The following is a 26,636-nucleotide window of genomic DNA, read 5'->3' as shown; positions in this document are numbered from 1 at the left end:
TTTTAAAGCAATAGAGATTACACTAAAAAAGTGATATTTAATTGTCGAAAATTAATAAGGTATAAATTTTTGAAATGGCCATTGTGTCATTTAGTTTGTAGAGAATGAAACTATGTTGGAAATTCAGAATAACCAAGAATCAGACGAACTTTCGCTAAGGGAGCTTATAGACCAATACGCGCGTTATTGGTATTTTTTTGTAATAGGGGTAATTATAGCACTTGCAGTTGCCTTTGTTTATTTACGCTATGCACCACAATTATATCAAAGTAAGGCCACAATCATTATAAAAGACGAAAAGACCCAAAGTCCACTAGAAATGGCTGCCTTTTCGCAGTTTGGTAGTTTTCTGTCGCGTTTTAAGAGTAACCAAATTGATAATGAGTTGGCTATATTCAACTCTAAAAGGCTAATTTCAGAAACCGTTAAGGAACTTCAGCTTAATATAAAGTATGAAGTATTGGGGAATATTAAAACCTCCGAAATCTATGGCTATAAACCTTTCGTAGTTCGTTTTCAGACTTTTAATGAAACGTTTTCAAGTAAGCCAGTGCCTACTTTGTACCTAGAAATTTTATCTGATTCTGAATTTATTATTGAAGACGAAACTAGAAGCAGTAAAACGACCCATAAATTTGGAGAAAGTATCTCTTTAGTTTTTGGTGATATAACCGTGTTGCCAAATTTAGAAGATACAGAGAGATTTGAATCATACATAAACAAAACTGTTCTTGTAAGTTATAAGTCTGTAGAAGATGTAGCATTGGGATTTCAAGAGAGGGTTAACATTTTGAATGCTGATGCTAAAAGCAATGTGGTAGAGCTTTCAATTCAAACTCAAAATAAAGAAAAAGGAGAAGATTTTTTAAATGATCTTGTGAGTCAGTACAATAAAGATGCGGTACAAGACCGGAATGAGATAGCTAAGAAAACTTCTGCCTTTATTGAATCGAGATTACAGATTATAACGCGTGAGCTAGATTCAGTAGAAACCAATAAGGAAGATTTTAAAAGTACCAATCGCTTGACAGACATTCAAGCTGAGGCTCAGATTACACTCGAAAATGCCAGTGATTTCAATAAAAGACAGTTAGATGTTTCCACTCAAATGGAATTGAGCAATACTATGATTGATTACATGAAAAATAGTTCTACTGATGAGCTGCTACCTGCCAATATTGGTATTTCAAATGAGAATGTAGGCACTGCGGTAAACAATTATAATGAGCTTATTTTATATAGAAACAAACTTTTGCAAACGTCTACTCCTAAAAATCCAGTTGTAAAGAGTGTGAACGAGCAAATATCCCAAATGAGAAACAATATTTTGGGAAGTTTGGAAAACTCTAAAAATGCATTAAAAATTGCGATGAAGGATTTAAATATCCAAGAAAATATTATCAGTTCCAAAATTTCGCAGGTTCCCGCAAAAGAAAAGATATTTAGAGGTATTGAGCGCCAGCAATCTATTAAGGAACAGCTATACCTTTTCTTGCTACAGCAACGCGAGGAAGCATCAATTGCTTTGGCAGCAACTTCTGATAAGGCGAAGATTGTGGATATGGCTTACGGTTCACAACAACCAGTTTCCCCAAAAAGACCACTTATTTATCTAGGTGCTCTTCTTGCAGGTCTTTTAATACCTTTTGGTGGTATTTACAGTTTTTATCTACTTAGTACCAAAGTGAAAAATAGGAAAGATGTAGAAAAACAGTTAAAATCTATTCCTATAATCGGTGAAATTCCGAAAGTACAAAAAGGAGATTCAGATCTTATCCAGCATAATGACCGCAGTGTAATGGCGGAAGCCTATAGAATATTAAGGACTAACCTGCAATATCTATTTATAAATAAATTGGAAGAAAGTGAGAGAGGGAAAACCATGATTGTCACCTCAACCATTAAAGGAGAAGGAAAGACTTTTGTTGCCTTTAACTTAGCCTTGACTCTTGCCAATACTGGTAAAAAGGTGGCTTTGGTTGGAGCTGATATTCGTAACCCCCAATTGCAGCGGTATCTACCGGATCATTTAAAGACAAGAAAAGGACTTACCGAATTTATAGTTTACGATGACATTCAAGTAAATGATGTTGTGAATCAAAGCGAATACAATGAAAACTTAAGCATAGTACTTTCGGGTGCCATACCTCCAAACCCGGCGGAGTTGCTGATGCAAAAACGAACAACCCAATTTATTGAAGAGCTTAAAAAAGATTTTGATTATATTATTATGGATACGGCGCCATCCATGCTCGTTACTGATACCATTTTAATTAACAAACTTGCAGATATCACACTGTATGTAGTGCGCGCAGGTTATACTGATAAACGTTTGTTAGAATTTCCACAGGACGCTATTAATGATGGGCGTTTGGCTAATGTAGCTATTGTGCTTAACAATGTAGATTTAAACAATTTTGGCTATGGAAATAAATACGGTTACGCCTATTCTGAGGAAAACCGTTCTTTTCTACAGAGAGTATTCAATAGATAAATTCTTTTTTATGAAAGCGTACGTAATAATTATATTTCTATTACCCTTACAGCTTTTGTCACAGGAATTAGGAATTGACGGTACTGTTGAGTTAAAATCCATTCTAGCAACGGAAGATGAAAACCCCTTTTGGTTTCACACGAATACAAATAATTCGGTAGGCGAACTAAGCAATCTTTCTGTAACGGCAGATTTAAAAGCTAACCTTACTTTTTCTTCGTTTAAATTAAATGCAGGTGTAGCTATTTATGGAAGAGATGGAGTTGAAGATGCAATTCAAAGAAGGGATTTATATATTCAATTTGAAAATTCTTGGTTGCTGGCTACTCTTGGAGCAAAAAAGCAAACTGAGGTGCTGGACGGACTTTCCGCTACCAATCAAAACTTTTTATGGTCAGGTAATGCACGGCCCTTACCCGGAATTCTTTTAGAAGCCAATAATCCTTTCAAAATCTCCAATACGTTTGCAATAGATTGGGGATTTGGATATTATGTATTGAATGATGCTCGTTATGTAGATAATACCCAGTTACATTATAAAAGATTGGGTTTAATCACCACATTTAACGAAAATCATAAACTGACCTTAAGTGTACAACATTATGCCCAATGGGGTGGCACTTCTCCCGATTGGGGAAAATTAAAAAGTGGCTTTAAGGATTATGTGAATGTATTTTTTGCCCACAATGCAGAAGAATATGGAATAGAGGGTGAGACTATTAATAAAGTAGGAAATCATTTAGGCAGTATTTTAATCAATTATGAGTTTGAAAATACATGGGGAAATTTCTCCCTTTACCATGATCATTATATAGAAGATGGGTCTGGCACCCGTTGGGCAAACTTTCCAGATGGTTTATGGGGTGTTTATTTTAAACCAAAAAATCAAAACATAATATCTTCAGTACTTTATGAATATATAGACACTGTAGATCAAAGTGGTATTTCTATAGGAAGTGGCAAGGACAATTACTTCAGCAATTCCATATATAGAAGCGGATGGACGTATGAAGAAAACATTATCGGAATTCCGTTTATCCTTTTTGATAAGAATGTTGAGATTAATGGCACCAACACACCCTTTATAAGTACTCGTTCAAAAGTGCATCATTTCGGGGTAACGGGAAAATTCAACAATTTTCAATGGAAGCTAAAAAGTACCTATGCAAATTACTTAGGCACCTACGGAAAGCCAATATACCCTACTTGGAAATATTGGTATAATTACGGAACACTTTCCTACAAAACCCCAAAACTGGGGATGTTTACCATTATGGCTGGGGCTGATTTCTCTAACATTTCCGAAACACTCTTAGGGGGTGGAATTGCATATTCTTATTCATTCTAAATTTTTATTTCAAAAGACTAGACTTCCTTATAATAGTAAGTTTTAAATGTTAGGAGTTTCTTAATCTTTGAAAAATTACTGCTATTAATTTTTGTTAAGGAAGCAATAGCGTTTAAATTTGTATTAATTAACCTTAATAAAAGTGATATGAAAAAGTTGATATTAATTTTTGTGGCCGCTTTGGCAATTAGTTGCGGAGACAATAAAAAAGAAGAGAAGAAAGAATTGAAAATTGGTACCCAAGTGGAGGAAACCTCTCCAGCCGAAACTACAGATGATGCTGTAGCTAATGTAACAATAGAGGGTAATGATCAAATGAAGTTCAACAAAAGCGAGATTCGCGTTAAAGCGGGTCAAAAAGTTAAACTTACATTGAAACACGTTGGGAAGATGGACAAAACAGTAATGGGGCATAATTGGACCTTACTTACCCAAGATGCAGACATGGCTGCTGTGGGACAAGCTGCTGCTCTTGCAAAAGATAGCGAATATATCCCTACAGATATGAAAGATAAGATTATCGTACATACTAAAATGCTTGGTGGTGGCGAGAGTGATACAATTGAATTTGATGCTCCAGCTCCCGGCACTTACACTTTTATGTGTACATTTCCAGGACACTACGCCTTAATGCAAGGTCAATTTATTGTTGAATAAACGAAGTGCTAAAAAACGAAATGAGAAGTATTTAATAAAAAAGCCGCAATATAATTGCGGCTTTTTTTTATAAAATGTTCTCACAATTTTGTCATCATGAGCCTGCCGAAGGGCACAAACTCACCCATAAACCAGTTCAATAAAGTCAAGCTTCGGAATATCTCCGAAATATTCCTTTATCTCGATATCCTTCAAGAGGTCTGAAATATCTTCCTTTTCATAGCGAGCACCTTCCAAAAGCTTTTCAAGGTTTTCCACTGGTTCCTTTCCGAAAAAATCTCCAAATATTTTAAACTCCTTTATATGCCCCTTCTCCACAAAAATCCGCAAATCTATCTCTCCAACAGCAAAACGTTTACTCCGCTGAATATTGAACTTAGGCGACCGGCCGTAATTCCATGTCCAAGTGTCGTATTTTTCTTCTTTTAATTGGTGAACCCCTTTCCACTCATCGTCTGTTAAATGGTAACTTTCAAAAGGTTCGCTTTCCTCATAAAGTCCTTCTAAAAGAAGTTTTCGGAATTCCTCAATCTTCAAGGGTTCTTTTAAAAATTCAGAAATATTTGCCACCCGACTCCGAACAGATTTGTGACCTTTGGATTCAATCTTGCTCATTTTTACATTCAGCGCATTAACCACTTCGCCTAAATTAGTATCTAACAAAAGCGTACCGTGGCTCACCATTCTTTTTCCTGTGGAAAACTGGGCGGTACCCGATATTTTTTTCTCATTCACCTGAATGTCATTCCTTCCTTTAAGTTCAGCATCCAGTCCTAAATTCTTTAAAACTTTAATAACTGGCGCGGTAAACTTTTTAAAATTATTTAAACTTTTTCCATCGTGATTTGTTATAAAACTAAAGTTTAAATTCCCATAATCATGATATACTGCGCCGCCGCCGGACACCCTTCTCACCACGTGAATCCCGTTTTTATCAACATATTCGTGATTTATCTCTTCTAAGGTGTTTTGGTTCCTGCCTATAATTATTGAGGGCTCATTGATATAGAATAATAGATAATCACTTTCCGCACTAAAATTCCGCAGCGCATATTCCTCCAGTGCAAGGTTGAGATTGGGGTTGGTAATGCCTTCGTTTTCTATGAAAATCATATTTGTTTTTTTGTTTTGTAAAGATAGGGGAATTTGGGAATTGGTGAATGTGTGAGTTTGTGAGTTTGTGAGTTTGTGAGTTTGTGAGTTTGTGAATTTGTGAGTAGGTGAGTTTGTGAGTAAGTGAATGATGATTGCTGAAAAGCGAATAGGGGTTAGGAATTGTATTCATAAACCTCAAATTTAATTCCACTGAAGAATTTCAAAATAAATACAGTGCAAAACACAACAAATAAAATTTATTTCTCAATACTCAATACTCAATACTCAATACTAAATTCTCACATCTTATAGTTAACCATTACTCCCCCAAACCAATTTCTTGGCATTCCCGGATAATAATAGCGAGGTTCTGAATTACCAAAACTTGTGGCATTTATCAATACGGATGATGCGTATTTTTCATTTGTGAAATTGCTGATGCCTACGTTTATTTTTAAAGAAAGCTTTTTAGAAAGTTCTTTTTTATAGGAAGCTTTTGTGTTGAAAACAGTGTATTTTTCTGAATAAAGAGAATTAGAATCGTTTAGGGGAATTTCACCAATGTGAAGAAAATTGGTATTCAATCTCAAATTTTTAAATCCTAAATTAATTCCACCATTCACTTTTTTATTCGGAACTCCCGTAAGTTGGTTGCCCGAAAAACTATCTTCCCCATCAACAAAATCAATAAATTTATGATTGTTGAATTCTGCGTTTAAAAAGGGAGAAACGTAAAAATTTGCATTGACAGGAATAGTATATTCTGTACTGATCTCAATGCCTTTATGTGCTGTTTTCCCCGCATTCCGACCAATATATTGATCTTCGCCAACGCGTTCTGCCACTAATAAATCTTCTATTTTTAAAAAATAAGCAGCTACTTGCAAATGAAGTTTTCTTTTGAAGAAGAATAGCTCGCTTCCCAATTCATAATTAAATCCTTTTTCGGGCCCCAGCTCAGGATTTATAACTCCTTCCGGAGTAAGTGTTTCTTCGATGGACGGATAATTAAAACCTTTGCTAAAATTGAAATACGAACTTATATCCGAAGTAAATTGATATAAAAGGTTGAGATTGGGCGCCAAGATTGGATCGAAATTTCGCTTGGCGCTTTTATCAATTTCATCAAAATTGTACTCATCCTTAAAATCATACTGTGTAGTATTAAAATTAAGGCCAAGTTGTGCTTTAAATTTTTCTGTAAAAGGTAATGTTACAGTTGCGAATACATTCAAATTGTCGCGAATTTCTAAATTATCACTTAACTGACTGCCCTCCAAACTTCCGTTGCCATTGTTTTCTTCGTATAAATTTTCAATGGTATTCCAGTTGTATTCATCTTTATAAAATTCCCCTCCAAAACTGATATTGGCTTTGTTTTTCAGAAAAATGAAGTCTTTTGCGAAAACAGTTCGCGCGCCATAGCCATTTGTAAACTCGTCTAGAATATTGAAAGGACGCGGCTCGTAATGATCCAAATAGGTGTAAAAAACGCTGCTCGTATTACTGAAATCTTCAGAAAATCGATGGGTAAAGCTCAAGCCGGCAAGGGTTTGTTTATTATCCTCAAATCCTTGTGCCTGTGCCCAGGTAAAAGCGGCTGCTTTCGGATTTTCCATAAAAGCGGTCTTTCCTATGGAACTTGGAATTTGCGCAAAATAATCTATATAATTTACCAAGATAGAAAGTTGGTTTTTTGAATTGAAAGTATATTTTGAAGTAAGTAGCAAAGTTTTTCTATCATAATTGCTGTTGTCCCGAAATCCCTCTGTTTCCAAATGATCATAATTTAGATTAAGTGAAAATTTCTCAAAGGATGTTGCTACAGAAACTGAGTTTTTTATCATTCGGAAGGAGCCTACTGTTAAATTGCTTTTCAATAAAGATTCGCGTCCCGGCGCTTGTTTGGAATTGAGAAGCAAAGTCCCCCCGAGATTGGTGCCATATTGTGTGGCTTTTGGTCCTTTTATTATTTCAATATTTTCTAGATCTTCGGGATCGAAAATATCTATAGCGGTTTCGCCCGCGCCATTGGTAATGGGAATTCCGTTAAAATAAGCGCGAATTTTATTAGTGCCGTAAAGTGTTCGTGAACCCACTCCGCGAATTACAATTCTGTTGGTATTTATAGCGCCACTTTGAATAAAAACTCCAGGTATTTCATTGATTGCCAAAACCAAATCTATGGGACTGTATTCCTCAAATTTTTCTGAAGTAATTTTTGAAGTAGGAATTATAACCTCGCTTTGCTTTTGATATGTGGAGGAAATAATTACTTCTTCCAGATTTTCATTTTTTGAAAGATGAGAAAGGTTGAAAATCATTTTATTTTCTGTGACTTCAGCATTTTTTATAAAATAATCTGGATGCTCAAACCGGAGCGAAAGTGGTAATTTGAATTTTTCTGGAAGAGTAAAAGAGCCATTTTTGTCGGTTTTAGTAATTTCTTTATTTTTAAAAAAAACGGAAACATTTTCAATAGGAAGGTTTTCTTCGGAAAAAACAGATCCTTCAATAGTTTGCCCGAATGAAAAATTAAAAAAGGCGGTCACAAATATAACCGCCAATGTTTTTTGAAGAAGTAACTTCATTATTTATTATAGTTTTTTAAGAGCGAAGGATATAGCGATAACCATTTGCCAATTGCCAAGAATCAAATCTTATTGGTACATGCATTTCCTAATTCACAAATTCACTTTTTACTTATTATAACTCACTTTCCAAATAACGTTTCCCGCATCATCATTTACCAGTAAATCACCTTTTGGGGTGACGGTAACACCAACAGGTCTTCCATATACTTCGGAGGCATTTTCATCTGCAATAAATCCAGTAAGGAAATCTTGGGGCTGATCCGATGGTTTTCCATCTTCAAAAGGAACAAAAACTACTTTGTAACCAGAAAGAACAGACCGATTCCAAGAGCCATGCTGTCCCACAAATAATCCATTTTTATATTTTTTAGGGAAGCTGTTGGCATCATAAAAAGTAAGGCCAAGTGAAGCTGTATGTGGTCCCACTGAAACGTCTGGTACAATTGCTTTGGCAACAAGATCAGTCCCTTTTCCCTCCATACGTGGATCTTTCAACTGACCGTAATAGGAGTAAGGCCAACCGTAAAAACCGCCTTCCCTAACACTGGTAACATAATCAGGCACCAAATTATCACCAAGTTTGTCGCGTTCATTTACGGCCGTCCACAGTTCACCATTAATAGGGTTCCAATCCATTCCGACAGGATTTCGCAAACCGCTGGCGTATACTTTTTCATTTTGACCGTTTAGGTCAACCACCAGAATATTTGCGCGACGTACTTCCTCATCCATTCCGTGCTCGGCGACATTGCTGGCAGAACCTACGGAAATATATATTTTGTCTTTGGTTTCATTGGTAATAATATTTCTTGTCCAATGATTGTTATAACCACCAGCTGGTAGCTCAACAATTTTTACACCTTTTTGGGCCTCTAATGAAGTTTGTCCTTTAGTGTATGGATATTTATAGAGTCCATCAGTATTAGCTACGTAAAAACTATCGTCAATTACAAGCATCCCAAAAGGTTGTTTTAAATCTTCCAGAAAAGTTTGGCGCAATTCTGCAGTTCCATCGCCATCTTTATCGCGTAGCAAAGTTATGAGTCCCGCACTTCCGCGTGTGTTTGCTTCACAAACAAACATATCTCCATTTGGTGCAATGTAAGTCCAACGTGGGTTTTTAAAACCATCTGCAAATTTTGTTACTGTAAAACCTTCGGGCGCAACTGGCATTTTTCCTTCGGGCCAATCTACCAATTTTGTGGAATTTCTTACAGATTTAGTGGCAAATGGTTTTGGGAGTACTAATGGTCCAATGGCCGTTTGTACAGTATCGGCAGTTTCGCTTATTTGTGAGTTTGCCATTTCTTCTGAACTCTTTTTCTGTTCCGACTTGCAGGAATAGATAGTAAAGGTGCAAAGCGCCAAGAGAAGTATATATTTTTTCATAATTTTTGGTTTTTCTTAAAATTAGCTAATTACAGTTTCACTTAAAGAATTATGTTGAAAGTTTAGATAATTTTTAACGGAGTTTGGATTGTTAGGTTAATAAGTGAATAGGTGAATAGGGAATAGGTGAATAAGTGAATAGGTGAATAAGTGAATAGGTGAATAAGTGAATAGGTGAATAAGTGAATAGGTGAATAGGTGAATAAGTTATTTAGTGAGTATATATTATTTACACATCCACACATCCACACATCCACACATCCACACATCCACACATCCACACATCCACACATTTACAGATTCACACATTCACAGACTCACAGATTCACAGATTCACAAACTCACAGATTCACCATTTAATAAATTATCTTTGTCGCCTATGAGTATATTGATTCAAATAGCTGTTTTACCTCGCCAACAGGAAGATTTAGATTATATCTTGGAGCTTGCTTTGGAAAAGGAAAAGCTTCGCAGAGATGGTATAAGCGATTGGCGAATTAGGAAACGTTCTATTGATGCGCGCCGGAAACCCATAAAAATAAATCTACAAATTGAATTATGGCTGAAGGGCGAAAAGCGGGAAACAATTCCGCCGTTTATTCCAATGGATGTTTCTTCTGCAAAACAGATAGCAATAATTGGTGCTGGTCCGGCAGGCCTTTATGCTGCTTTACGAGCTATTGAGGCTGGGTTAAAGCCAATTGTATTTGAACGTGGCAAAGACGTTCGCGAACGGAGGCGAGATCTTGCCGCAATCAATAAGGAGCAAATTGTAAATCCGGAAAGCAATTACTGTTTTGGAGAAGGTGGCGCCGGAACCTATTCCGATGGTAAACTTTATACACGCAGCAAAAAACGGGGGAATGTGTTGAAAGCGTTGGAATGGTTTGTTCATTTTGGAGCAGATGAAGATATTTTGGTAGATGCACATCCGCATATAGGAACCAATAAACTCCCAAAGATCATAACTTCAATGCGAGAGGCGATACTTGAAAATGGTGGGGAAGTACATTTCAATTCAAAATTGACGGATCTAAAAGTGAAAGATAATTCTATTGAAGCTATTCAAATCAATAATGAAAATTGGTTGGAGTTTGATAACGTGATTCTCGCAACGGGCCATTCGGCTAGGGATATTTTTTATTTACTTCACGGTAAAAATATAAAGATTGAAGCCAAGCCTTTTGCAATTGGTGTTCGTGTAGAACATCAACAGGAGCTTATTGATTATATTCAATATCACGGCGAAGATGACAATCCATATTTACCACCAGCAAGTTATTCCTTGGTAGAGCAAGTTGATGGTTTGGGTGTGTATTCATTTTGCATGTGTCCGGGGGGGATTATTGCACCCTGCGCCACAGCGCAGGAGGAAGTGGTTACTAACGGTTGGAGCCCTAGTAAACGGAACAATCCGTATGCAAATTCTGGAATTGTGGTGAGTGTGGAGCCAAAAGATTTGCCAAATTATAAAGAAGATGATCCATTTGTATGTCTCGACTTTCAAAAGTTTGTGGAACAACGTTGCTGGGAAGCAGGAGGGAAGACCCAAAAAGTACCTGCCCAACGGATGATTGATTTTGTGGAAGGAAAGGTTTCTGAAGATTTTCCGAAGACTTCATATCAACCTGGAATAGTTTCCGCAGATTTAAATGAAGTGCTTCCGCCTTTACTATCAAAACGGTTGAAGAAAGCTTTTGTATCTTTTGGAAAGAAAATGAAGGGGTATTATACAAACGAAGCAGTGTTGCACGCGCCGGAGAGTAGGACGTCTTCGCCAATAAGTATTCCGCGAAATCCTGAAACATTGGAGCACATTGAAATAAAAGGACTTTACCCTTGTGGGGAAGGTGCTGGTTATGCCGGCGGTATAATTTCCGCAGCTATTGATGGAATTAATTGTGTGGATTCGATTGCGGGGAAGTTAATTAGGGATTAGGTATTTATCAACCTGCCTACCAGCAGGCGGCAGGTTGATAATTGGAATCTATTTACTCCCCATTTCTCATTTTTATCATTTTCTGAATCATATTATACATTTCACGAAGTTCTGCCTCGCTCATGTTTTGCATTTCTTCATCGTTTTTATCGGCCAATGCCATTGTTTTCCATTCTTCAAAGGAAAGTTTGCTTAGTTTAGTCATATCTTCATTAATACTTTCCATGTCTGTTTCCATATCCATATCTTCGTTAAAATCTTCATTGTTAAAAAAACTTTCTGTTTTTACAATTGGAAAATCTGGTAGTTCAAAATATTTATCGGGAACAGGAATATCAAATTGTATACTAGTGGCTTCTTTAGAAGTAGTTATTCCCATAACAGTACTTTCAATTTTTAATGTGAAATGTTTATAAACCCATTGTTTCACGCCCATGGCTTCCCAGATTTCACACTTATAACCCTTGTAATCTTCTTCCCCAATCATTTTTCCTTCAAGTCCTTTTATCATATCTCTACCAACATCACCTGCATCGGCATCGGGGTGAAATGCTGTAATCATATCCATGGGTATCGATCTTTGAGCGGTTATCTCCTTTCTGTCAAAATTAACGGTATACCATTCACCATTGTCTAATTTGTTGACAATGTGAGTTTCCTCCGTTTCGTTTTTCTCGGTACCGAGAATTTTAATAGTCGTGTTTTGGGTAGATCTTTCATCCTTTAATTCAATAGCACCCCAATCTTTAAAATAAATTGTTTCTGTACCAGCACCAGACATAGTGCTTCCCAAAGCATTTCCTGTAATTGTAGATTTGTATTCCACAATACCCGATTTTATTTGGTACCGCTTTAATGCTTTCTGACTGTTGCTATTGCAACTTATAAGTGTTATAATTAATACTAATAATAGGCTAGATTTTTTCATTTCTTTAAAGTTTTAGATTCTTATTTTATTTCTTGTAGTTCGTATATAATATAATGACCAAATTTGCCGGGTTCATCTTTAATGATTTTGGCAACAATACCGGGTTGGTCATTAATCATCCAGAATTTTATGTTTTCATCAAAACTACCAGCAGCTTCAACAACGGTGCAGTTAAAACTTCCTGCAGGGGTTGTAATATTTTCTTCTCCAACAACTCTATAGGTGTCGTCTTCTAAAGGGTAAAGATCATTGTATTCATCATATTCATTTGGAGGTAGTTCGGCGTCTTCCGGAAGATTATAGCGGTCGTATCCATAAAAAATAAAATCAATACTCAATGTTTGCTCATCAAGGTTCGAATCTACATTTGCAATAAGCGTTTTCTTCTCAAAAACAACGGCTCCTTCTATTAATGTTGAATAGGAGTAAACCAATTGTTTTACGTTTTCCAGCTTCATCATCATTTCCATTGAATCATTCCATGGTAATTTTTGTTCGTCATCGTAGTATTTGTAATCTCCATTTTCATCATAAAAATCTTCCTTCTTAAAAGTAAGACGCTCTAGCGCTACCGTATCTCGGGTTACCTTTTTTAAGGTAGTAGCCACTTTATTATTTACAAAATTTACTTCGTTATCTGTAATAGTTACCTCTTCATTAGTACCCCTAATTCGTTCTATTTGCCCAATAATAGTCAGTCTATTAAGTTCTGCATCAAATAACCACATGCCAGAAGAGCGACCCTGCATATCTTTAGATTTCTCTATAAGCGTTAGGTTATCGGGTGCTTTAAATTCAATTAAACGACGCGTACCATCGCCCATATCATTTGCGTATTCCCATAAACCTATTAAGCCGGAGGCCAAATTGTCTTTCTCTATTTTTTCGCGATCTATTTTGCTTAAATACCACTCTTCATCATTAACGCTCAGCTGCATATTGGTGCTAGATAAGTAAACTATTTCATAGCTTTCCGGTTTTTCCTTTATATTCATTATAATGGTGTTTTCAGCTTGGTTAAATTCCCAAGTTCCCATAGGTATTTGCCGAGTATACACTTTACCATCTTCATTAAAGTCTAGCAGCGCGCCTATACTTTCGTATTTTCCATTTTTGGCTATATGTTCTAACATCCATTCCCCCGAAACATTCGTTTTTTCTTGTGAAAAACCGTTTATCGTTGCAACAAAAGTGAATAGTGTAATAAGTATTAATCTGTGTAGCATTTTTGTTTGTTTTAAAAATTCGTAAATGGTATTTCTTAACAGGCCTTAAGACCTGTTAAGAAATAGTAGTCAATTTAAAACTTGACAAATTCAACCCTTCTATTGTTGGCTTTTCCTTCAGGAGTAGTGTTGTTATCTATAGGTTTACTTTCACCAAAACCAGATGCTTTAAGTCTGTTGGCGCTAATCCCCATTTCAATAAGCTTATCCATAACGGTCTTTCCTCTGGCTTTAGATAAAGTCATATTCGAAGTATCATCCCCATCACTATCTGTGTGGCCTTCTACACTAAAATTAAGATCGGCTTGCTTTTCCATAAGGCTGTAAATTTCATTAATCGGACCCATGCTTTCTGGTTTCAGCGTAGCTTTGTTTGTATCGAATTTAATTCCATTAACAATAATTTTCCCTTCGGAAAGTACACGGTCATAATATTTCACACCGCCTTTGGCAATACGGAAGTTTTTAACGTACATCATATCGTTTTCAGCAAGAAGTGTAATTCCCCAAGGGTTCATTTCTAAATGAGGCACATTAATTAATCTTGTGTCATCCATATAAGCTTTAAATTTTCCTTTGGTATACGCAATTGAAATGTGTTTCCAAACCCCCACTTTATTCACATTCCAATTAACATTTTCTCTCCCAGGATAGCGTTTATCTGTATCTAAAAATTCTAACCCATTGGAGTAAATTTCTAATTGATCATTTTTTGTTTTATTAAATTGATTCTTATCGTCTTTAAATTTTATCCAATATCTATGATTATGAGAATCATCGCCATCAAACCAAACATCCAAATCAATTGTAAAAACTTCGGGTAAATAGTCTTCTTTTGAATTTTTTAAATACGGAACAATTCGCCCCCCACCATTTAAGAACATAATAACAGGTTCGCCATTTACTTCTCCAATTTCTGCAGATCCTCTATATAAATCCCAACGGCTAGGAAACTCACCGTTTTCTTCGTTGGCGCTTGGGCCATCTTCAAAAATTACAGTGTCTCCAGGAATAAAATCGAACTTATTCCAAACTACATTAGGGTTATTAGATGCCTGATTTCCGTTTTCTGCTGTAGAATTGCTTGAATTATTAGTATTATTTGAATTATTCTCTGAATTGTTGTCTTCTGAAGTTTTCCCATCGATGGCATCTTCGGTTTCATCAAAAGTTTTGTCAATCTTTTTATTAACTCTTCTTTCAGTTCTATCTTCCGCTTCTTTCTCAATTTTATCTTGAGCCTTTTGTGTAAGCTTTTTAAAAATTTGAGCATTCGATTGCTGCGGTGCAAAACTAAATAGCAACGCAACTAACAAGAATTTAATCGTTATGTTGAAATGGTAATTCTGAATTGGTTTTTTCATCGTGTTTATAGTTTAAATGTTAGCACTTTTACTAATGCTAAATTAGTTTTAAACTATAAAATTTACTTCATTATAAAGTGTGATTTTACTCACCCAGAAGGGTGGTTTTTAGTCTTTTAGGCTAGTAAAAATGGGAATCGGGGAGTAGCTGAATATTTTAAGCAACATTCAATTTCTGAATTGCTTGAATCCTGTTATTTACATCTAATTTTGAGTAGATATTTTTAATATGTGTTTTAATAGTGTTTTTTGAAACGAACATGGCTTTAGCTATCTCGTTATTATTTAATCCTTCCGCGATTAAAGAACAAACCTCTATTTCACGTTTTGTAAGATTGAATTCGTTTAAATGCGCAATGAAATTTTCCTGATTTATTTCATCTTTAGAATTTGCTTTGTTTTCCAATTCCTTAATTTGATTCATAAACTTTTGTAATTGATTGTTTTTAAATTCAATTTTTAAATCAGAATTTTTACGATATAAATAAAACATAATAAGTACAGCAATCATTGCACTCGAACCCCCAATTATAGATATTAACAACCTATTATAATTGGTTTTGGCATCTTCTTGTATCTCGCTTTTTTCAATTGCTAATTGTTGAATTTCAGTATCCTTTTTCTCCGTTTCATAAGCAATCTGCGTACTAACAATGCTTTTTTGAATTTTTTCGTTTACAATACTGTCCTTAAAAACCATAGCCATTTGATGAGCTTCTAGCGCGTTTTTGTAATCTTTGGTAATTGTATAATAATCTACTAATGCATGGTATCCTAAGGCAATATTTTCCTTAGACTTTATAATTTTAGCGTTTTTTAAGCCGTTGGTTATATTGTCTTTTGCAATATCAAAATGTCCTAAATGTAACTCGTTACGGCCAAGGTTAATGAGCGTATTGCTCAAATACCTAATATTATTTGTTTGTGTAAACATAGGAATGGCTTCCTTATAGTATTCGGTAGATTGTTTATAGTCTTCTTTCTTTTGAAAAAGTAACCCTAGCAGATTGTACCTAATAGCTTCACTTTCCTTATTGTTAAATTCTTTAGTAGATTCTAAGGCCTTATTGATGTAAAAATATGCCGTATCATAAGATTTCTTATATAAATACGATTCGCCAATATTAGACAAACTATATTGTTGCCCTTCTATATTCTTAGACTTTACATCAAGCGTATATACTTTTTTGAAATAGTATAATGCTTTGTCATATTCTTTAATATCAAGAAATACATTGCCTATCCCATTTAAAGCTATACTAATACTTTTATCGTGATTTATTTTTTCTGATAATGCCAGTGCTTGAAAATAATAGTCGAAAGCTTCTTTTTCCAGATTTAACTTTCTAAAACTGACCCCCAAATTATTTAGGCATTTAATTTTTAGTAGCGTATCTGTTGTTTTAACAAAATAGCTTAGCGCCCTTTTATGATCATTTACAGCTTGCTCATAATCGTTGGCATACCTAGCTGCCAATCCGCGCCTGTCGTAACTTTCGCCAAGGCCTTTTAAGTAAAATATCTTTTCTGAAATAGCTATTGCTTCATCAATAATAGCCTCATTTTTTATTTTAGAACGATTAGCTTTTTTATACAATGAAATTAGGCCATCGACCTTAGTAGTTGTGTTTGGCTTTACTTTTATTTCATTAAATAAACTATCAATTTGGTTATTAGAAAATTTTTGGGAGTGCGAAGTAATTGGTGCTATTATTAAAAAAATAAGTATATATAAATACTTCTTTTGTTCAATCATAGGTGAGGTGTCTTAGAATTGATGGATATTCACAAATTTAAGAAAAACCTTAGTATTAGTTTGCTACTTTAGTTACATAAGCTTGAAAAGTTTTAAAAAAAAAGGCCGCCAAAACGGCAGCCTTCTTCTTTAAAAAATATGATAAAAAATTATTTTATCTCCAATAGTTCAAGCTCAAAAGTAAGATCCTGTCCAGCCAATGGATGGTTAGCATCTACGATAATAAAATCGTCTTTTACATCTGCGATGCGCAGTTGACGCTCACTACCGTCAGGATTTTTAGACACAAGACCCATACCAACTTCCGGTTTTATTTCCTGTGGAAGGTTGTCATTTGGAATTTTTTGGAAAAGTTCTTTTTGAACATCACCATATGCCTCATCTTTCGGGATGGTAATAGTTTTCTTTTCATTAACCTTCATATCCACTAATCCCTTTTCAAAACCTGGAATCAATCGACCTTCTCCAAGTTTTACCTCTAGTGGCTCGCGTTGCACAGAACTGTCGAACACTTGTCCGTCATTCAGTTTTCCTGTGTAGTGAAGTTTTACGGTTTCATTTCCTGTAACTTGACTCATAATATTTTGTTTTTTTCAATTATTTAATCAATAATGGGCAAAACTATGGGTTTCAATAGCCAATTCCACGGAATAATGGTATTAATCGGTTGATTTAAGGAAATCTTAACGGAATTAAAAACAGTTTTACTTCCCGATGCAGAAATTAGCAAAAATATTTCCAAGAAGTTCGTCGTTGGATATTTCACCGGTTATTTCTCCGAAATAATAAAGTGCTTGCCGAATGTCTATAGCCAGCAAATCTCCACTCAAATCGCTGTCAATACCTTCTTGAACTTTTATAATCTCTTCCAAGGCTTTCAGCATAGCGTCGTAATGGCGGCTGTTGGTAACGATGGTTTCATTGTTTCGGAGCGCCCCGGTGTTTACAAATTCGAGTAATTTATTTTGGAGTTCTTCCACGCCCTGGTTGGTTTTAGCAGAAAGCAACAAATAGGAAGCCCCTTCAACTGCGCTCAGGGTGACATTTAGTTGTTTTATTTCTTCTTCTGTAAGCTTGTCAACTTTATTTGCAACAATTACAAGATTTTTTAAGGGATACTTATTTTTTATCGTTTCAATTTCAATTTGAAATTTGGAGCTTGAAACTAGAAACTTTTCAGCATCAAAAAGATATACAACAACCTGTGCAGCATCAATTTTTTCAAAAGTTTTCTTTATCCCCAAGCCTTCAATAACGTCAATCGTTTCTCGGATTCCCGCAGTATCAATAAAGCGAAACCCGATTCCGCCTATGCTTATTTCATCTTCAATAGTATCGCGTGTAGTTCCTGCAATTTCTGAAACTATGGCGCGGTCTTCATTTAACAGCGCATTTAAAAGCGTAGATTTACCCACGTTGGGTTCGCCAACAATGGCAACAGGAATACCATTTTTTAACACATTTCCTGTGGCGAAGGAATCTATCAAGCGCTTAAGAACAAGGGTGATTTTTGAGATAAGTTTTTGAAACTCTTCCCTATTAGCAAACTCCACATCTTCTTCTGCGAAATCTAGTTCCAACTCAATTAAAGAAGCAAAATTTAAAAGCTCTTCGCGAAGTTTTTTTATTTCTGAAGAAAAGCCGCCGCGCATTTGTTGTATTGCCAATTGGTGGCTGGCAGCACTGTCGCTAGCAATTAGGTCTGCAACTGCTTCTGCTTGGCTTAAATCCATCTTTCCATTGAGGAAGGCACGTAATGTAAATTCACCCGCCTGTGCCATTCGGCTACCTTTTCGAAGGCATAGTTGTATTATTTCTTGTTGGATGAAACTACTTCCGTGACAGGAAATTTCCACCACGTCTTCTCCTGTATAGCTGTTTGGGTTTTTGAAAATTGTGATTAGCACTTCGTCTATAACACGTTCACCATCTTTTATATTTCCTAAATGTACAGTATGTGTTTTCTGCTTTGCGAGTTCCTTTCCCGAAATGGAAGTGAAAATAGAGGAAGCAATGTTGATAGCCTCTGGCCCTGAAAGCCTTAAAATAGCTATTGCTCCAGCGCCTGCTGGGGTTGCCATTGCCACGATAGTGTCTGAGTGTGTCATTGGCTGCAAAAGTACTAATTATTGTTGTTTACACTTCTGGACTTGAATAATAGTTATCGATTTATAAATAGTATAATAAAAATTGAAAAGTATGCTACTTTAAATAAAAAGGGAAACAACACAAGATTATTTCCCTTTTTACTCCGTCTTAAAAATTCTTTACAAACCAGAAACTACCATATTTTTGAAATTACCATTTATAGTAACTGTGACTCCTGAATTAATAGTAGCTGTAACATTAAAAGTCCCTGAAACAACTCTATTGTCTGGGTCGGCATTACTTTCATTGTTTTTTTCAATATTTAAACTTCCCGAATTTGCAGTATAGATAATTTGGGTTGCTTGGTCTCTAAAAAGAGCACTTGTTTGAAAGCCGTCTCCATCTACATCTCCCACTTCCTTAGTAACACCACTGCTAAATCCACCTGTATTGTTCATAAAAAGGCGGATAGTATTTCCATTTTCGTCAACAACTGCAATTGTAAGTCCGTAAGTACTATCAGATGAATAGCTACCTAACTTTGCCACAAAGTTGTTATAGGGTCCGCCATTAATAGTAGCTGTAAATTCAGCTTCAGGATCGGTGCTACCTTCGTCATCACCATCATCTTTGGAACAGGAAAGAATGAGTAGAGAGAAGAATAAAATGCTTAATGTTTTTAATGTTTTCATGTGTGTAGTTTTAGTTATTATTGATTTTAAGGATTAAACTAACTACACATCGAAATAATAAATAAAATGTCATCACATATTTTGAAATAAAAAAATCCACCAAAAGGTGGATTTTTTAAATCTAATTATCTAACAATCGAAGAATCTAATTGTTCAGCATTACTGGCATAACAAGCATAGTAACTGTTTCACCTTCATCTAAGCCATCAACAGGAGTTAGAATTCCTGCACGGTTTGGAAGGCTCATTTCCAAAGAAACTTCATCGCTCGTTAGGTTATTTAGCATTTCGGTAAGGAAACGGCTGTTAAAACCAATTTGCATATCATCCCCTTGGTAATCGCAAGTTAAACGCTCTTCAGCTTTGTTGCTGTAATCTATATCTTCTGCCGAAATATTCAGTTCTGCTCCAGCAATCTTCAAACGAATTTGGTGCGTGGTTTTGCTTGAGAAAATGGAAACACGACGAACAGAATTCAAAAACTGGTTTCTGTCAATAATTAATTTATTCGGATTTTCCTTTGGAATAACAGCTTCGTAGTTTGGGTATTTTCCATCAATCAAACGGCAAACCATTTCAGTATTTTCAAAAATGAACTTTGCGTTACTGTCGTTATATTCAATAGTTACTTCGTCTTCGCTACCGGCAAGAATACTCTTTAAAAGTGTAAGAGGTTTTTTAGGCATAATGAATTCCGCAGTTTGCGAAGCGCTGATATCATCACGTGTGTATTTCACCAATTTGTGGGCATCGGTAGCTACAAACACTAAGTTGTCTGTTGAAAACTGAAAGAAAACACCGCTCATTACAGGTCTTAAATCGTCATTCCCCGAAGCGAAAATAGTTTTGCTGATTGCTGTTGCAAGCACATCGCCTTGCACTACAGTTGAAGAAGGATCTTTCAACTCCACAGCGTTTGGAAATTCTTCGCCACTGGCGTATGCCAAAGCGTACTTCCCGTGGTTACTGCTTATTTCTATAGTATTGTTGTCTTCAATAGTAAATGTTAAAGGTTGTTCCGGAAAGGTTTTAAGTGTTTCCAATAAAAGTCTTGCGGGAATGCAAACCAATCCTTTTTCAGTACTTTCCACTTCCAATTTTGAGGAAATTGTGGTTTCCAAATCGGAAGCTGAAACTGTAAGGGATTTTCCATCTAAATTGAACAGAAAATTATCTAAAATAGGCAGGGTATTGTTATTGTTGATGATACCGCCTAAAACCTGTAGTTGTTTTAATAAATACGAACTCGATACGATGAATTTCATTATGTGTGTTTTTGATGAAATAATTCTCAATAATGCTCGCCACAACTTTTAATTTATAGTGTAATAAAAGGTTGGTGAACCTGTCGAACCACAAATATATTTCAATTGAAGTGTTTGTTAAAACAAACTTATCAACATTCAATGTGTGTATTTGCGTTTGCGGTAAATGGTGAAAACAATTCCGAAAAGAGCCAGTAACCCCAACGGTAACAATATATTAAGTATTTGCCACTTGTTTCTTTGTTCCAAGGTTTTTTGTGGATCGAGAAATGGCACTGCAATTTGCCGTGTTCTAATGTTTATAAGTCCACTGTCATCGAGAAGGTAATTGACGGTATTAAGCAGAAATTCTTTATTTCCGTAGAATTGATTGGTCATTTTATCAAAGCCAAGCTCAAGGGGACGATTGCCTTGCATTTGGTTTTTTATGATGTCGCCATCGCTAATAACAACCATTTTTGCAGGGTTTCCGTCATCAATATTCTTTAGTTCACCTTCAAGCTTTATTGGCTTCACGCGATTTTTAAATACCGAGGTAAATTCCCCTTCCATTAAAACTGCCAACGGTACTTCTCCCGCGTTGTATTCATCAGGATTGGGACCTTCGTTCACTACTTGTAAATTCTTTGGGATTTCTGATTCATAATCAATAGGGAATGGGAGTCCCACGATTTTAGTTATGGGTGAAGTAGAAAGTAAAACCGTTTTTTTAATGTTGTTCGGAAGTGTGTCAATAGCACTGGCATAATCAAACTTTACAGCTTCAATATTCGAAACGATTGGATGATTGTTTGCGCTGCTGCTCAATGGACTAAAAAACCACGGATAGCGGTTGTATTGTGCGTCGCGTTCATCGCCACTTGCCAAAACTATTGGCGCGGAATAGACGTCTTTAACTAAGTTTGGATTGATTCGGATTCCGTATTTAAAAAAGAAATCATTCAAATTTAAATCTTTTCCGAAGGCGTAGCTTTTTCCGCTAACAGTATCAACCTGCATTTGTGTTGCATCCATTAACCAAAGCGATTCGCCACCGTTCATAATATATTGATCCAACACATATTTTTCAGTATCACTGAAGGCTTCTGTGGGTTGGGCGGCAACTATTAAATCAAAACCTTCCAAAGCTTTTAAAGTTTTTTCAGGATTTGAAGCGACGGAATCGAGTGTAAAAGGTGCTATAAAATAATATTCCCGAAGGGTGGAAAAAAAATCGGCAATGTAGCGATCGTCATATTCACCATTTCCTTTTAGCACGGCTATTTTTTTGGATTTTTCAGTAGCTAATTTTTTAAAACCATCGGCAAAAGCATACTGTAAATTTTGAAGCGAACTATTAACTCGTTCTTCAGAAGTTGCTCCGAGTTGATTTTTCAGTAAACCAATTTTAACAGATTTACCGTCGTGATGAGCAAGTGCCCAAGGATAGACAAGTTCGGTGCTTTGTTTGCCACTTTCGGTTACCGAAACTTGCGCAGGCGTTAATCCAAATTTTTCAAATTGTGATTGAAAGGCTTCATTTCCTTTTTCAGTAGGATTAATGAATTCAAATTTTATGTTGGGATTGTATGCTGAAAATTCTTCTAAAAGTTGTTTGGTTTCACCTTGGAGTCTTCGGAATTCTGGCGGAAAATTTCCTTTCAAAAAAACATCAACGATTAATGGAGAATCTACTTGATCTACAATTTTTTTTGCTTCATCAGAAAGAGTGAAACGTTTATCCTGTGTAAGGTCGAAGCGTATGTAGAAATAGTTTCCAAGAACATTCAATAGAATTAATCCTACTAGTAGAATAAGTACAGAAACGATATTTTGTTTAATTGTAGTCTTCATTACAGTTTCTTCAATTTAAAAATGGTTAGCGCAATGAAGAATACCGTTACGCTCAAAAAGTAAATCAAATCACGTGTATCTAAAACTCCGCGTGCCACACTATCAAAATGTGCTTTCATGCCCAAATTTGAAATATTAAAAGAGGAAGAAGTAAAGCCTTCAAAACCATAATAAAGTGCAAAACAAAGAAAGACAGCAATTATAAAAGCCACAATTTGGTTTTGCGAAAGCGTGGATGAAAATATTCCGATTGAAGTATAGGCCAGCACCAAAAAGAACAGACCAATGTAGGAGCCAATTGTGCTGCCAACATCCCAGTTTCCGGGTGGGTTGCCAAGTTCAGCGATTGTAAATACGTATAAAACAGTTGGAAGTAAAGCTATTAAAATTAATATTACTGCTCCAATGTATTTCCCCAAAACTATATGCTGTAATGATATGGGTTTGGTAAGCAAAAGTTCCAAAGTGCCCATTTTCATTTCGTCACTAAAGGCGCGCATGCAAACTGCCGGAATCAAAAATAATAAAACCCAAGGAGCGAGTTCAAAATAAGGGGAAAGGTCTGCAAAACCAGAATCTAGTATGTTGAAATTTCCATTAAAAACCCAAAGAAACAAACCGTTGATTACCAAAAAAACAGCAATCACCAAATACCCGATGGTACTGGAAAAGAAGGAGTTTATTTCGCGTTTTATTAGTGTAAACATTGAGTTCTAATTATTTCAAACTGTGAAGAGTATCAACGCTCCAAGCTGCGGCTTTAGTTTTGAACATTGGTTTTGTTTCGCTCCAAACTTTTTTAAAAAGTTCGCTGGTTCTGTAATTTTCTAAATCAGCTTCATCATTCCAACGACTATAGGTGAAAAAGATTGTTTCGTCATTTTTATCGTTGTAAAGTTCCAAAAAAGTACAGCCGGGGAAATTGCGAATCTTTTTTTTAACTAACTCAAAATTAGCCAGAAAAGTAGCTATGTTTTCTTTTTCAAATTCCATTTTTACTATTCTTGTAAACATATAGTTAATTTAAGATTACTGAGCTTATAGTGCAAATGGTTACAATTATCATGAACATTTCTTCCTTATTATACATTAAAATTTACTGTAATTGTATCTCTAAATTCCAGCCCAAAAAGACTGGAGGCACCGCCCACCGAGGTAGGATTGCTTTTATAAATAGCCAATTCCAGAAATTGTGATGAATTCCAAAGAGCCAGTTTCTTTCCGTCTTCCTCGCGTTTTTCTGGGGGAAGATCAAAATTTATAGCATCACTATAATGTGTGTGTATTTGATTGAATTTAGCAGTTCGAGCATTTATAATAAACTCTCGGCCGCGACCTACTTCTTCAAAAAGCTTTTTTGTTATGTTGCTTATCACATTTCCATAGTTATCAATATAGATAACATTTCCAATTATTTGACTTTCTTTATTGCTCACAACAGGACGGATGCCGGTTAATTCCTTTATTTCAGAAATAGTTTTACCAATAACTTCAAGTGTTCCTCCACGGGCAATATGTCCAGCAACTTTCACGAAAACATCTAAAACAGGGAAATTGCTAATTATACGATCGTGAATATTTATCTCAACAATTTTTTCAGGACGAATTTCTGAAGTTAGCATAGAAATAATACCATTATCTGCACAGACAAAATAGTGTCCGTCCATATAAACAGCAATGTGCTTATTTTCAGGGTTTAACTCAGAATCTACCCCAATTACGTGTATTGTTCCTTGCGGAAAACTCTTGTATGCGTTTTGGATTATATAGGCAGCTTCGTGTAAGTGAAATGGCGAAATAGAGTGCGAGATATCAACAATTTTGGCATCTTCCATTTCGCTGTAAATAGCTCCTTTTACTGCGCCCACAAAGTGATCCTTCTCTCCGAAGTCAGTAGTAAGTGTGATTATAGGCATAAATGGATTGTTGATATTTTCTTAAAAGAGTTACCACAAAAATAGGTTACTTTTGTTAGTAGCAAAACTATTTTTTGCATATTCCACATAATAAAAATGCGCGCCTTTTGAACGAACTTATCATCGAACTCACAGAGATTAGTCCAAGAGATTTCTTCGGACTTGAAAATGCTAATATTGACCTTCTTAAAAAATATTTCCCAAAACTCAAAATCGTTGCACGCGGCAATAAAATCAAAGCCTATGGCGATGAAGATGTTTTGGAGGAATTTGACAGAAGAATTACAATGCTTTTGGAGCATGTTGCTAAATACAATAAGCTTGATGAAAATGTAATTGAGCGTGTACTTTTAAGCAGAAATAAGGAAGAATATGAAAGTCCAGCAGGAAGCGGAGAAGTAATTGTCCATGGTTTAAGCGGAAAACCTATAAAAGCCCAAACAGCAAACCAAAGAAAATTGGTGGCGCTAATGGGAACAAACGATATGGTTTTTGCCGTTGGGCCAGCCGGAACTGGAAAAACCTATACAGGTGTTGCCTTAGCCGTTAAAGCATTAAAAGATAAAGAAGTTAAGCGAATAATCTTAACAAGGCCTGCAGTGGAAGCTGGAGAGAATTTAGGTTTTCTTCCTGGAGATTTAAAAGAAAAATTAGACCCCTATATGCAACCTTTGTATGATGCACTTCGCGATATGATTCCTGCAGAAAAGTTGGCTTCACATATTGAAACGGGAATTATACAGATTGCACCTTTGGCATTTATGCGTGGTAGAACATTGGATAATGCTTTCGTGATTTTAGACGAAGCCCAAAACACGACCCACGCCCAAATGAAAATGTTTTTGACCCGTATGGGGAAAAACGCCAAGTTTATGATTACGGGCGACCCCGGACAAATAGATTTACCGCGACGCGTAACCTCTGGATTGAAAGAAGCATTACTTGTTTTGAAAGATGTGAAAGGCATAGGAATGGTTTATCTTGATGACAAAGATGTAATTCGTCACCGTCTGGTAAAAGAAGTGATTGCTGCTTATAAAAATATTGAAAACGTAGATTAAAGAATGAGTAATACTATAATTGTCACAGATTTCAGCTTTCCTGGACAGAAAAGTGTTTATCACGGAAAAGTTCGAGAAGTTTATACTTTGGAAAATAACAAACTTTTGATGGTAGCAACGGATAGGCTAAGCGCTTTTGACGTAGTTATGCCCAAAGGAATTCCTTATAAGGGTCAGATTTTGAACCAGATTGCTACTCAAATGATGCGCGATACTGAAGATTTGGTGCCAAATTGGTTGACTGCCATACCAGACCCAAACGTAGCTATTGGTGAAGCTTGTGAACCATTTAAAGTTGAAATGGTAATTCGCGGTTATATGAGTGGTCATGCAGCGAGGGAATACAAAGCAGGTAAACGAATTCTTTGTGGCGTGGAGATGCCGGAAGGAATGAGTGAAAACGATAAATTTCCGCAGCCAATAATAACACCTGCAACTAAAGCAGAAATGGGCGATCACGATGAAGATATTTCCCGAGAAGATATATTGAAAAGAGGAATCGTTTCAGAAGCTGATTACCTACAGTTGGAAGACTATACCCGAAAACTTTTTCAAAGAGGAAGTGAGATTGCTGCCAAGCGCGGATTGATTTTAGTGGATACGAAATATGAATTTGGAAAAACGAAGGACGGTAAAATAGTTCTTATAGATGAAATCCACACTCCAGATTCTTCACGTTATTTTTATGCAGAAGGTTATGAAGAACGACAAAAAAATAACGAGCCACAGAAACAGCTTTCAAAAGAGTTTGTGCGCCAATGGCTAATTCAGAATGGCTTTCAGGGTTTGGAAGGACAGAAAGTTCCATTTATGAGCGATGAATATATTGAAACCGTTTCTGAAAGATATATTGAGCTTTATGAAAATATTACAGGTGAAAAATTTGTGAAAGCAGATGTTTCAAATATTCATGAGCGTATAGAGAAAAATGTTTTGAATTATTTAAAATAATTTTCACTGTTATCAAATTAACTCTAAAGCACCTTTCTAAA

General features: G+C 35.8%; 21 protein-coding genes. 6 read left to right on the top strand and 15 right to left on the bottom strand.

All coding sequences use genetic code 11. The annotated features are described in order from the left end of the window. The first annotated feature begins 112 nt into the window (after window positions 1-112). The 3 genes from AEQU1_RS09465 (at window position 113) to azu (ending at window position 4,499) form a co-directional block, all read left to right on the top strand. A complete protein-coding gene (locus tag AEQU1_RS09465) occupies window positions 113-2,494 on the top strand; it encodes a polysaccharide biosynthesis tyrosine autokinase (protein WP_111880650.1) in 2,382 nt (793 codons plus the stop codon). Between the two features lie 10 nt (window positions 2,495-2,504). Beyond that, window positions 2,505-3,842 carry a capsule assembly Wzi family protein gene (locus tag AEQU1_RS09460; protein WP_181566747.1) on the top strand — a complete coding sequence of 446 codons (1,338 nt, stop codon included), beginning with the start codon at window positions 2,505-2,507 and terminating at the stop codon, window positions 3,840-3,842. A 147-nt stretch (window positions 3,843-3,989) separates the two neighbouring features. After that, a complete protein-coding gene (gene azu, locus AEQU1_RS09455) occupies window positions 3,990-4,499 on the top strand; it encodes an azurin (RefSeq protein ID WP_111880646.1) in 510 nt (169 codons plus the stop codon). A 120-nt stretch (window positions 4,500-4,619) separates the two neighbouring features. Here azu and AEQU1_RS09450 read toward each other — a convergent pair whose 3' ends face one another. The 3 genes from AEQU1_RS09450 to AEQU1_RS09440 form a co-directional block, all read right to left on the bottom strand. Next, window positions 4,620-5,612 carry a lipoate--protein ligase gene (locus AEQU1_RS09450; protein ID WP_111880645.1) on the bottom strand — a complete coding sequence of 331 codons (993 nt, stop codon included), beginning with the start codon at window positions 5,610-5,612 and terminating at the stop codon, window positions 4,620-4,622. A 281-nt stretch (window positions 5,613-5,893) separates the two neighbouring features. Further along, window positions 5,894-8,185 carry a TonB-dependent receptor gene (locus AEQU1_RS09445; RefSeq protein ID WP_111880643.1) on the bottom strand — a complete coding sequence of 764 codons (2,292 nt, stop codon included), beginning with the start codon at window positions 8,183-8,185 and terminating at the stop codon, window positions 5,894-5,896. A 108-nt stretch (window positions 8,186-8,293) separates the two neighbouring features. Then, window positions 8,294-9,577, bottom strand: coding sequence for a sorbosone dehydrogenase family protein (locus AEQU1_RS09440; RefSeq protein WP_111880641.1), 1,284 nt, complete (start codon window positions 9,575-9,577; stop codon window positions 8,294-8,296). A gap of 379 nt (window positions 9,578-9,956) precedes the next feature. Here AEQU1_RS09440 and AEQU1_RS09435 point away from each other — a divergent pair, with 379 nt between their 5' ends. Next, window positions 9,957-11,516, top strand: coding sequence for an NAD(P)/FAD-dependent oxidoreductase (locus tag AEQU1_RS09435; protein ID WP_111881377.1), 1,560 nt, complete (start codon window positions 9,957-9,959; stop codon window positions 11,514-11,516). Window positions 11,517-11,568: 52 nt separating this feature from the next. Here the strand turns inward: AEQU1_RS09435 and AEQU1_RS09430 are convergent, their stop codons facing one another. The 12 genes from AEQU1_RS09430 to AEQU1_RS09375 all read right to left on the bottom strand — a co-directional run bounded on the left by AEQU1_RS09430 (window position 11,569) and on the right by AEQU1_RS09375 (window position 24,583). Beyond that, window positions 11,569-12,444: a hypothetical protein gene (locus tag AEQU1_RS09430; RefSeq protein ID WP_111880640.1), complete on the bottom strand. Its 876-nt coding sequence runs from the start codon at window positions 12,442-12,444 to the stop codon at window positions 11,569-11,571. Window positions 12,445-12,464: 20 nt separating this feature from the next. Next, the gene (locus tag AEQU1_RS09425; RefSeq protein WP_111880638.1) at window positions 12,465-13,670 is read right to left on the bottom strand and encodes a hypothetical protein; all 1,206 of its coding nucleotides are present in this window, start codon (window positions 13,668-13,670) and stop codon (window positions 12,465-12,467) included. Window positions 13,671-13,744: 74 nt separating this feature from the next. Continuing rightward, window positions 13,745-15,034, bottom strand: coding sequence for an OmpA family protein (locus AEQU1_RS09420; protein ID WP_111880636.1), 1,290 nt, complete (start codon window positions 15,032-15,034; stop codon window positions 13,745-13,747). A gap of 157 nt (window positions 15,035-15,191) precedes the next feature. Next, a complete protein-coding gene (locus AEQU1_RS09415; protein ID WP_111880634.1) occupies window positions 15,192-16,790 on the bottom strand; it encodes a tetratricopeptide repeat protein in 1,599 nt (532 codons plus the stop codon). Between the two features lie 149 nt (window positions 16,791-16,939). After that, window positions 16,940-17,368: a peptidylprolyl isomerase gene (locus tag AEQU1_RS09410; protein ID WP_111880632.1), complete on the bottom strand. Its 429-nt coding sequence runs from the start codon at window positions 17,366-17,368 to the stop codon at window positions 16,940-16,942. Between the two features lie 126 nt (window positions 17,369-17,494). Next, entirely contained in the window at window positions 17,495-18,898 is a 1,404-nt protein-coding gene (mnmE, locus tag AEQU1_RS09405; RefSeq protein WP_111880630.1) for a tRNA uridine-5-carboxymethylaminomethyl(34) synthesis GTPase MnmE, read from the bottom strand. A 159-nt stretch (window positions 18,899-19,057) separates the two neighbouring features. Continuing rightward, window positions 19,058-19,570 (bottom strand): hypothetical protein, encoded by a 513-nt coding sequence (locus tag AEQU1_RS09400; RefSeq protein ID WP_111880629.1) that lies wholly within the window; start codon window positions 19,568-19,570, stop codon window positions 19,058-19,060. Window positions 19,571-19,715: 145 nt separating this feature from the next. Further along, the gene (gene dnaN, locus AEQU1_RS09395; protein WP_111880627.1) at window positions 19,716-20,834 is read right to left on the bottom strand and encodes a DNA polymerase III subunit beta; all 1,119 of its coding nucleotides are present in this window, start codon (window positions 20,832-20,834) and stop codon (window positions 19,716-19,718) included. A 138-nt stretch (window positions 20,835-20,972) separates the two neighbouring features. Next, a complete protein-coding gene (gene gldG, locus AEQU1_RS09390) occupies window positions 20,973-22,667 on the bottom strand; it encodes a gliding motility-associated ABC transporter substrate-binding protein GldG (RefSeq protein WP_111880625.1) in 1,695 nt (564 codons plus the stop codon). Further along, entirely contained in the window at window positions 22,667-23,374 is a 708-nt protein-coding gene (gldF, locus tag AEQU1_RS09385; RefSeq protein WP_111880624.1) for a gliding motility-associated ABC transporter permease subunit GldF, read from the bottom strand. Before gldF ends, gldG begins: the two co-directional genes overlap by 1 nt. Window positions 23,375-23,384: 10 nt before the next feature. Further along, a complete protein-coding gene (locus tag AEQU1_RS09380) occupies window positions 23,385-23,681 on the bottom strand; it encodes a putative quinol monooxygenase (RefSeq protein ID WP_111880622.1) in 297 nt (98 codons plus the stop codon). 68 nt (window positions 23,682-23,749) lie between these two features. Next, window positions 23,750-24,583 (bottom strand): S-adenosyl-l-methionine hydroxide adenosyltransferase family protein, encoded by an 834-nt coding sequence (locus AEQU1_RS09375; RefSeq protein ID WP_111880620.1) that lies wholly within the window; start codon window positions 24,581-24,583, stop codon window positions 23,750-23,752. A 107-nt stretch (window positions 24,584-24,690) separates the two neighbouring features. On the opposite strand from AEQU1_RS09375, the gene AEQU1_RS09370 reads away from it, so the two are divergent. Continuing rightward, window positions 24,691-25,644: a PhoH family protein gene (locus AEQU1_RS09370; RefSeq protein WP_111880618.1), complete on the top strand. Its 954-nt coding sequence runs from the start codon at window positions 24,691-24,693 to the stop codon at window positions 25,642-25,644. 3 nt (window positions 25,645-25,647) lie between these two features. After that, window positions 25,648-26,595 (top strand): phosphoribosylaminoimidazolesuccinocarboxamide synthase, encoded by a 948-nt coding sequence (locus tag AEQU1_RS09365; RefSeq protein WP_111880617.1) that lies wholly within the window; start codon window positions 25,648-25,650, stop codon window positions 26,593-26,595. The last annotated feature ends 41 nt before the right edge of the window (window positions 26,596-26,636 follow it).

The organism is Aequorivita sp. CIP111184, from assembly GCF_900489465.1.
GTDB lineage: Bacteria > Bacteroidota > Bacteroidia > Flavobacteriales > Flavobacteriaceae > Aequorivita.
This window is presented reverse-complemented; position numbering and strand designations above follow the sequence as displayed.

Excerpts from the sequence above, each read along its gene's own strand:
- AEQU1_RS09465 (WP_111880650.1), top strand. The coding sequence starts at position 113 with ATGTTGGAAATTCAGAATAACCAAGAATCAGACGAACTTTCGCTAAGG.
- AEQU1_RS09460 (WP_181566747.1), top strand. The coding sequence starts at position 2,505 with ATGAAAGCGTACGTAATAATTATATTTCTATTACCCTTACAGCTTTTG.
- azu (WP_111880646.1), top strand. The coding sequence starts at position 3,990 with ATGAAAAAGTTGATATTAATTTTTGTGGCCGCTTTGGCAATTAGTTGC.
- AEQU1_RS09450 (WP_111880645.1), bottom strand. The coding sequence starts at position 5,612 with ATGATTTTCATAGAAAACGAAGGCATTACCAACCCCAATCTCAACCTT.
- AEQU1_RS09445 (WP_111880643.1), bottom strand. The coding sequence starts at position 8,185 with ATGAAGTTACTTCTTCAAAAAACATTGGCGGTTATATTTGTGACCGCC.
- AEQU1_RS09440 (WP_111880641.1), bottom strand. The coding sequence starts at position 9,577 with ATGAAAAAATATATACTTCTCTTGGCGCTTTGCACCTTTACTATCTAT.
- AEQU1_RS09435 (WP_111881377.1), top strand. The coding sequence starts at position 9,957 with ATGAGTATATTGATTCAAATAGCTGTTTTACCTCGCCAACAGGAAGAT.
- AEQU1_RS09430 (WP_111880640.1), bottom strand. The coding sequence starts at position 12,444 with ATGAAAAAATCTAGCCTATTATTAGTATTAATTATAACACTTATAAGT.
- AEQU1_RS09425 (WP_111880638.1), bottom strand. The coding sequence starts at position 13,670 with ATGCTACACAGATTAATACTTATTACACTATTCACTTTTGTTGCAACG.
- AEQU1_RS09420 (WP_111880636.1), bottom strand. The coding sequence starts at position 15,034 with ATGAAAAAACCAATTCAGAATTACCATTTCAACATAACGATTAAATTC.
- AEQU1_RS09415 (WP_111880634.1), bottom strand. The coding sequence starts at position 16,790 with ATGATTGAACAAAAGAAGTATTTATATATACTTATTTTTTTAATAATA.
- AEQU1_RS09410 (WP_111880632.1), bottom strand. The coding sequence starts at position 17,368 with ATGAGTCAAGTTACAGGAAATGAAACCGTAAAACTTCACTACACAGGA.
- mnmE (WP_111880630.1), bottom strand. The coding sequence starts at position 18,898 with ATGACACACTCAGACACTATCGTGGCAATGGCAACCCCAGCAGGCGCT.
- AEQU1_RS09400 (WP_111880629.1), bottom strand. The coding sequence starts at position 19,570 with ATGAAAACATTAAAAACATTAAGCATTTTATTCTTCTCTCTACTCATT.
- dnaN (WP_111880627.1), bottom strand. The coding sequence starts at position 20,834 with ATGAAATTCATCGTATCGAGTTCGTATTTATTAAAACAACTACAGGTT.
- gldG (WP_111880625.1), bottom strand. The coding sequence starts at position 22,667 with ATGAAGACTACAATTAAACAAAATATCGTTTCTGTACTTATTCTACTA.
- gldF (WP_111880624.1), bottom strand. The coding sequence starts at position 23,374 with ATGTTTACACTAATAAAACGCGAAATAAACTCCTTCTTTTCCAGTACC.
- AEQU1_RS09380 (WP_111880622.1), bottom strand. The coding sequence starts at position 23,681 with ATGTTTACAAGAATAGTAAAAATGGAATTTGAAAAAGAAAACATAGCT.
- AEQU1_RS09375 (WP_111880620.1), bottom strand. The coding sequence starts at position 24,583 with ATGCCTATAATCACACTTACTACTGACTTCGGAGAGAAGGATCACTTT.
- AEQU1_RS09365 (WP_111880617.1), top strand. The coding sequence starts at position 25,648 with ATGAGTAATACTATAATTGTCACAGATTTCAGCTTTCCTGGACAGAAA.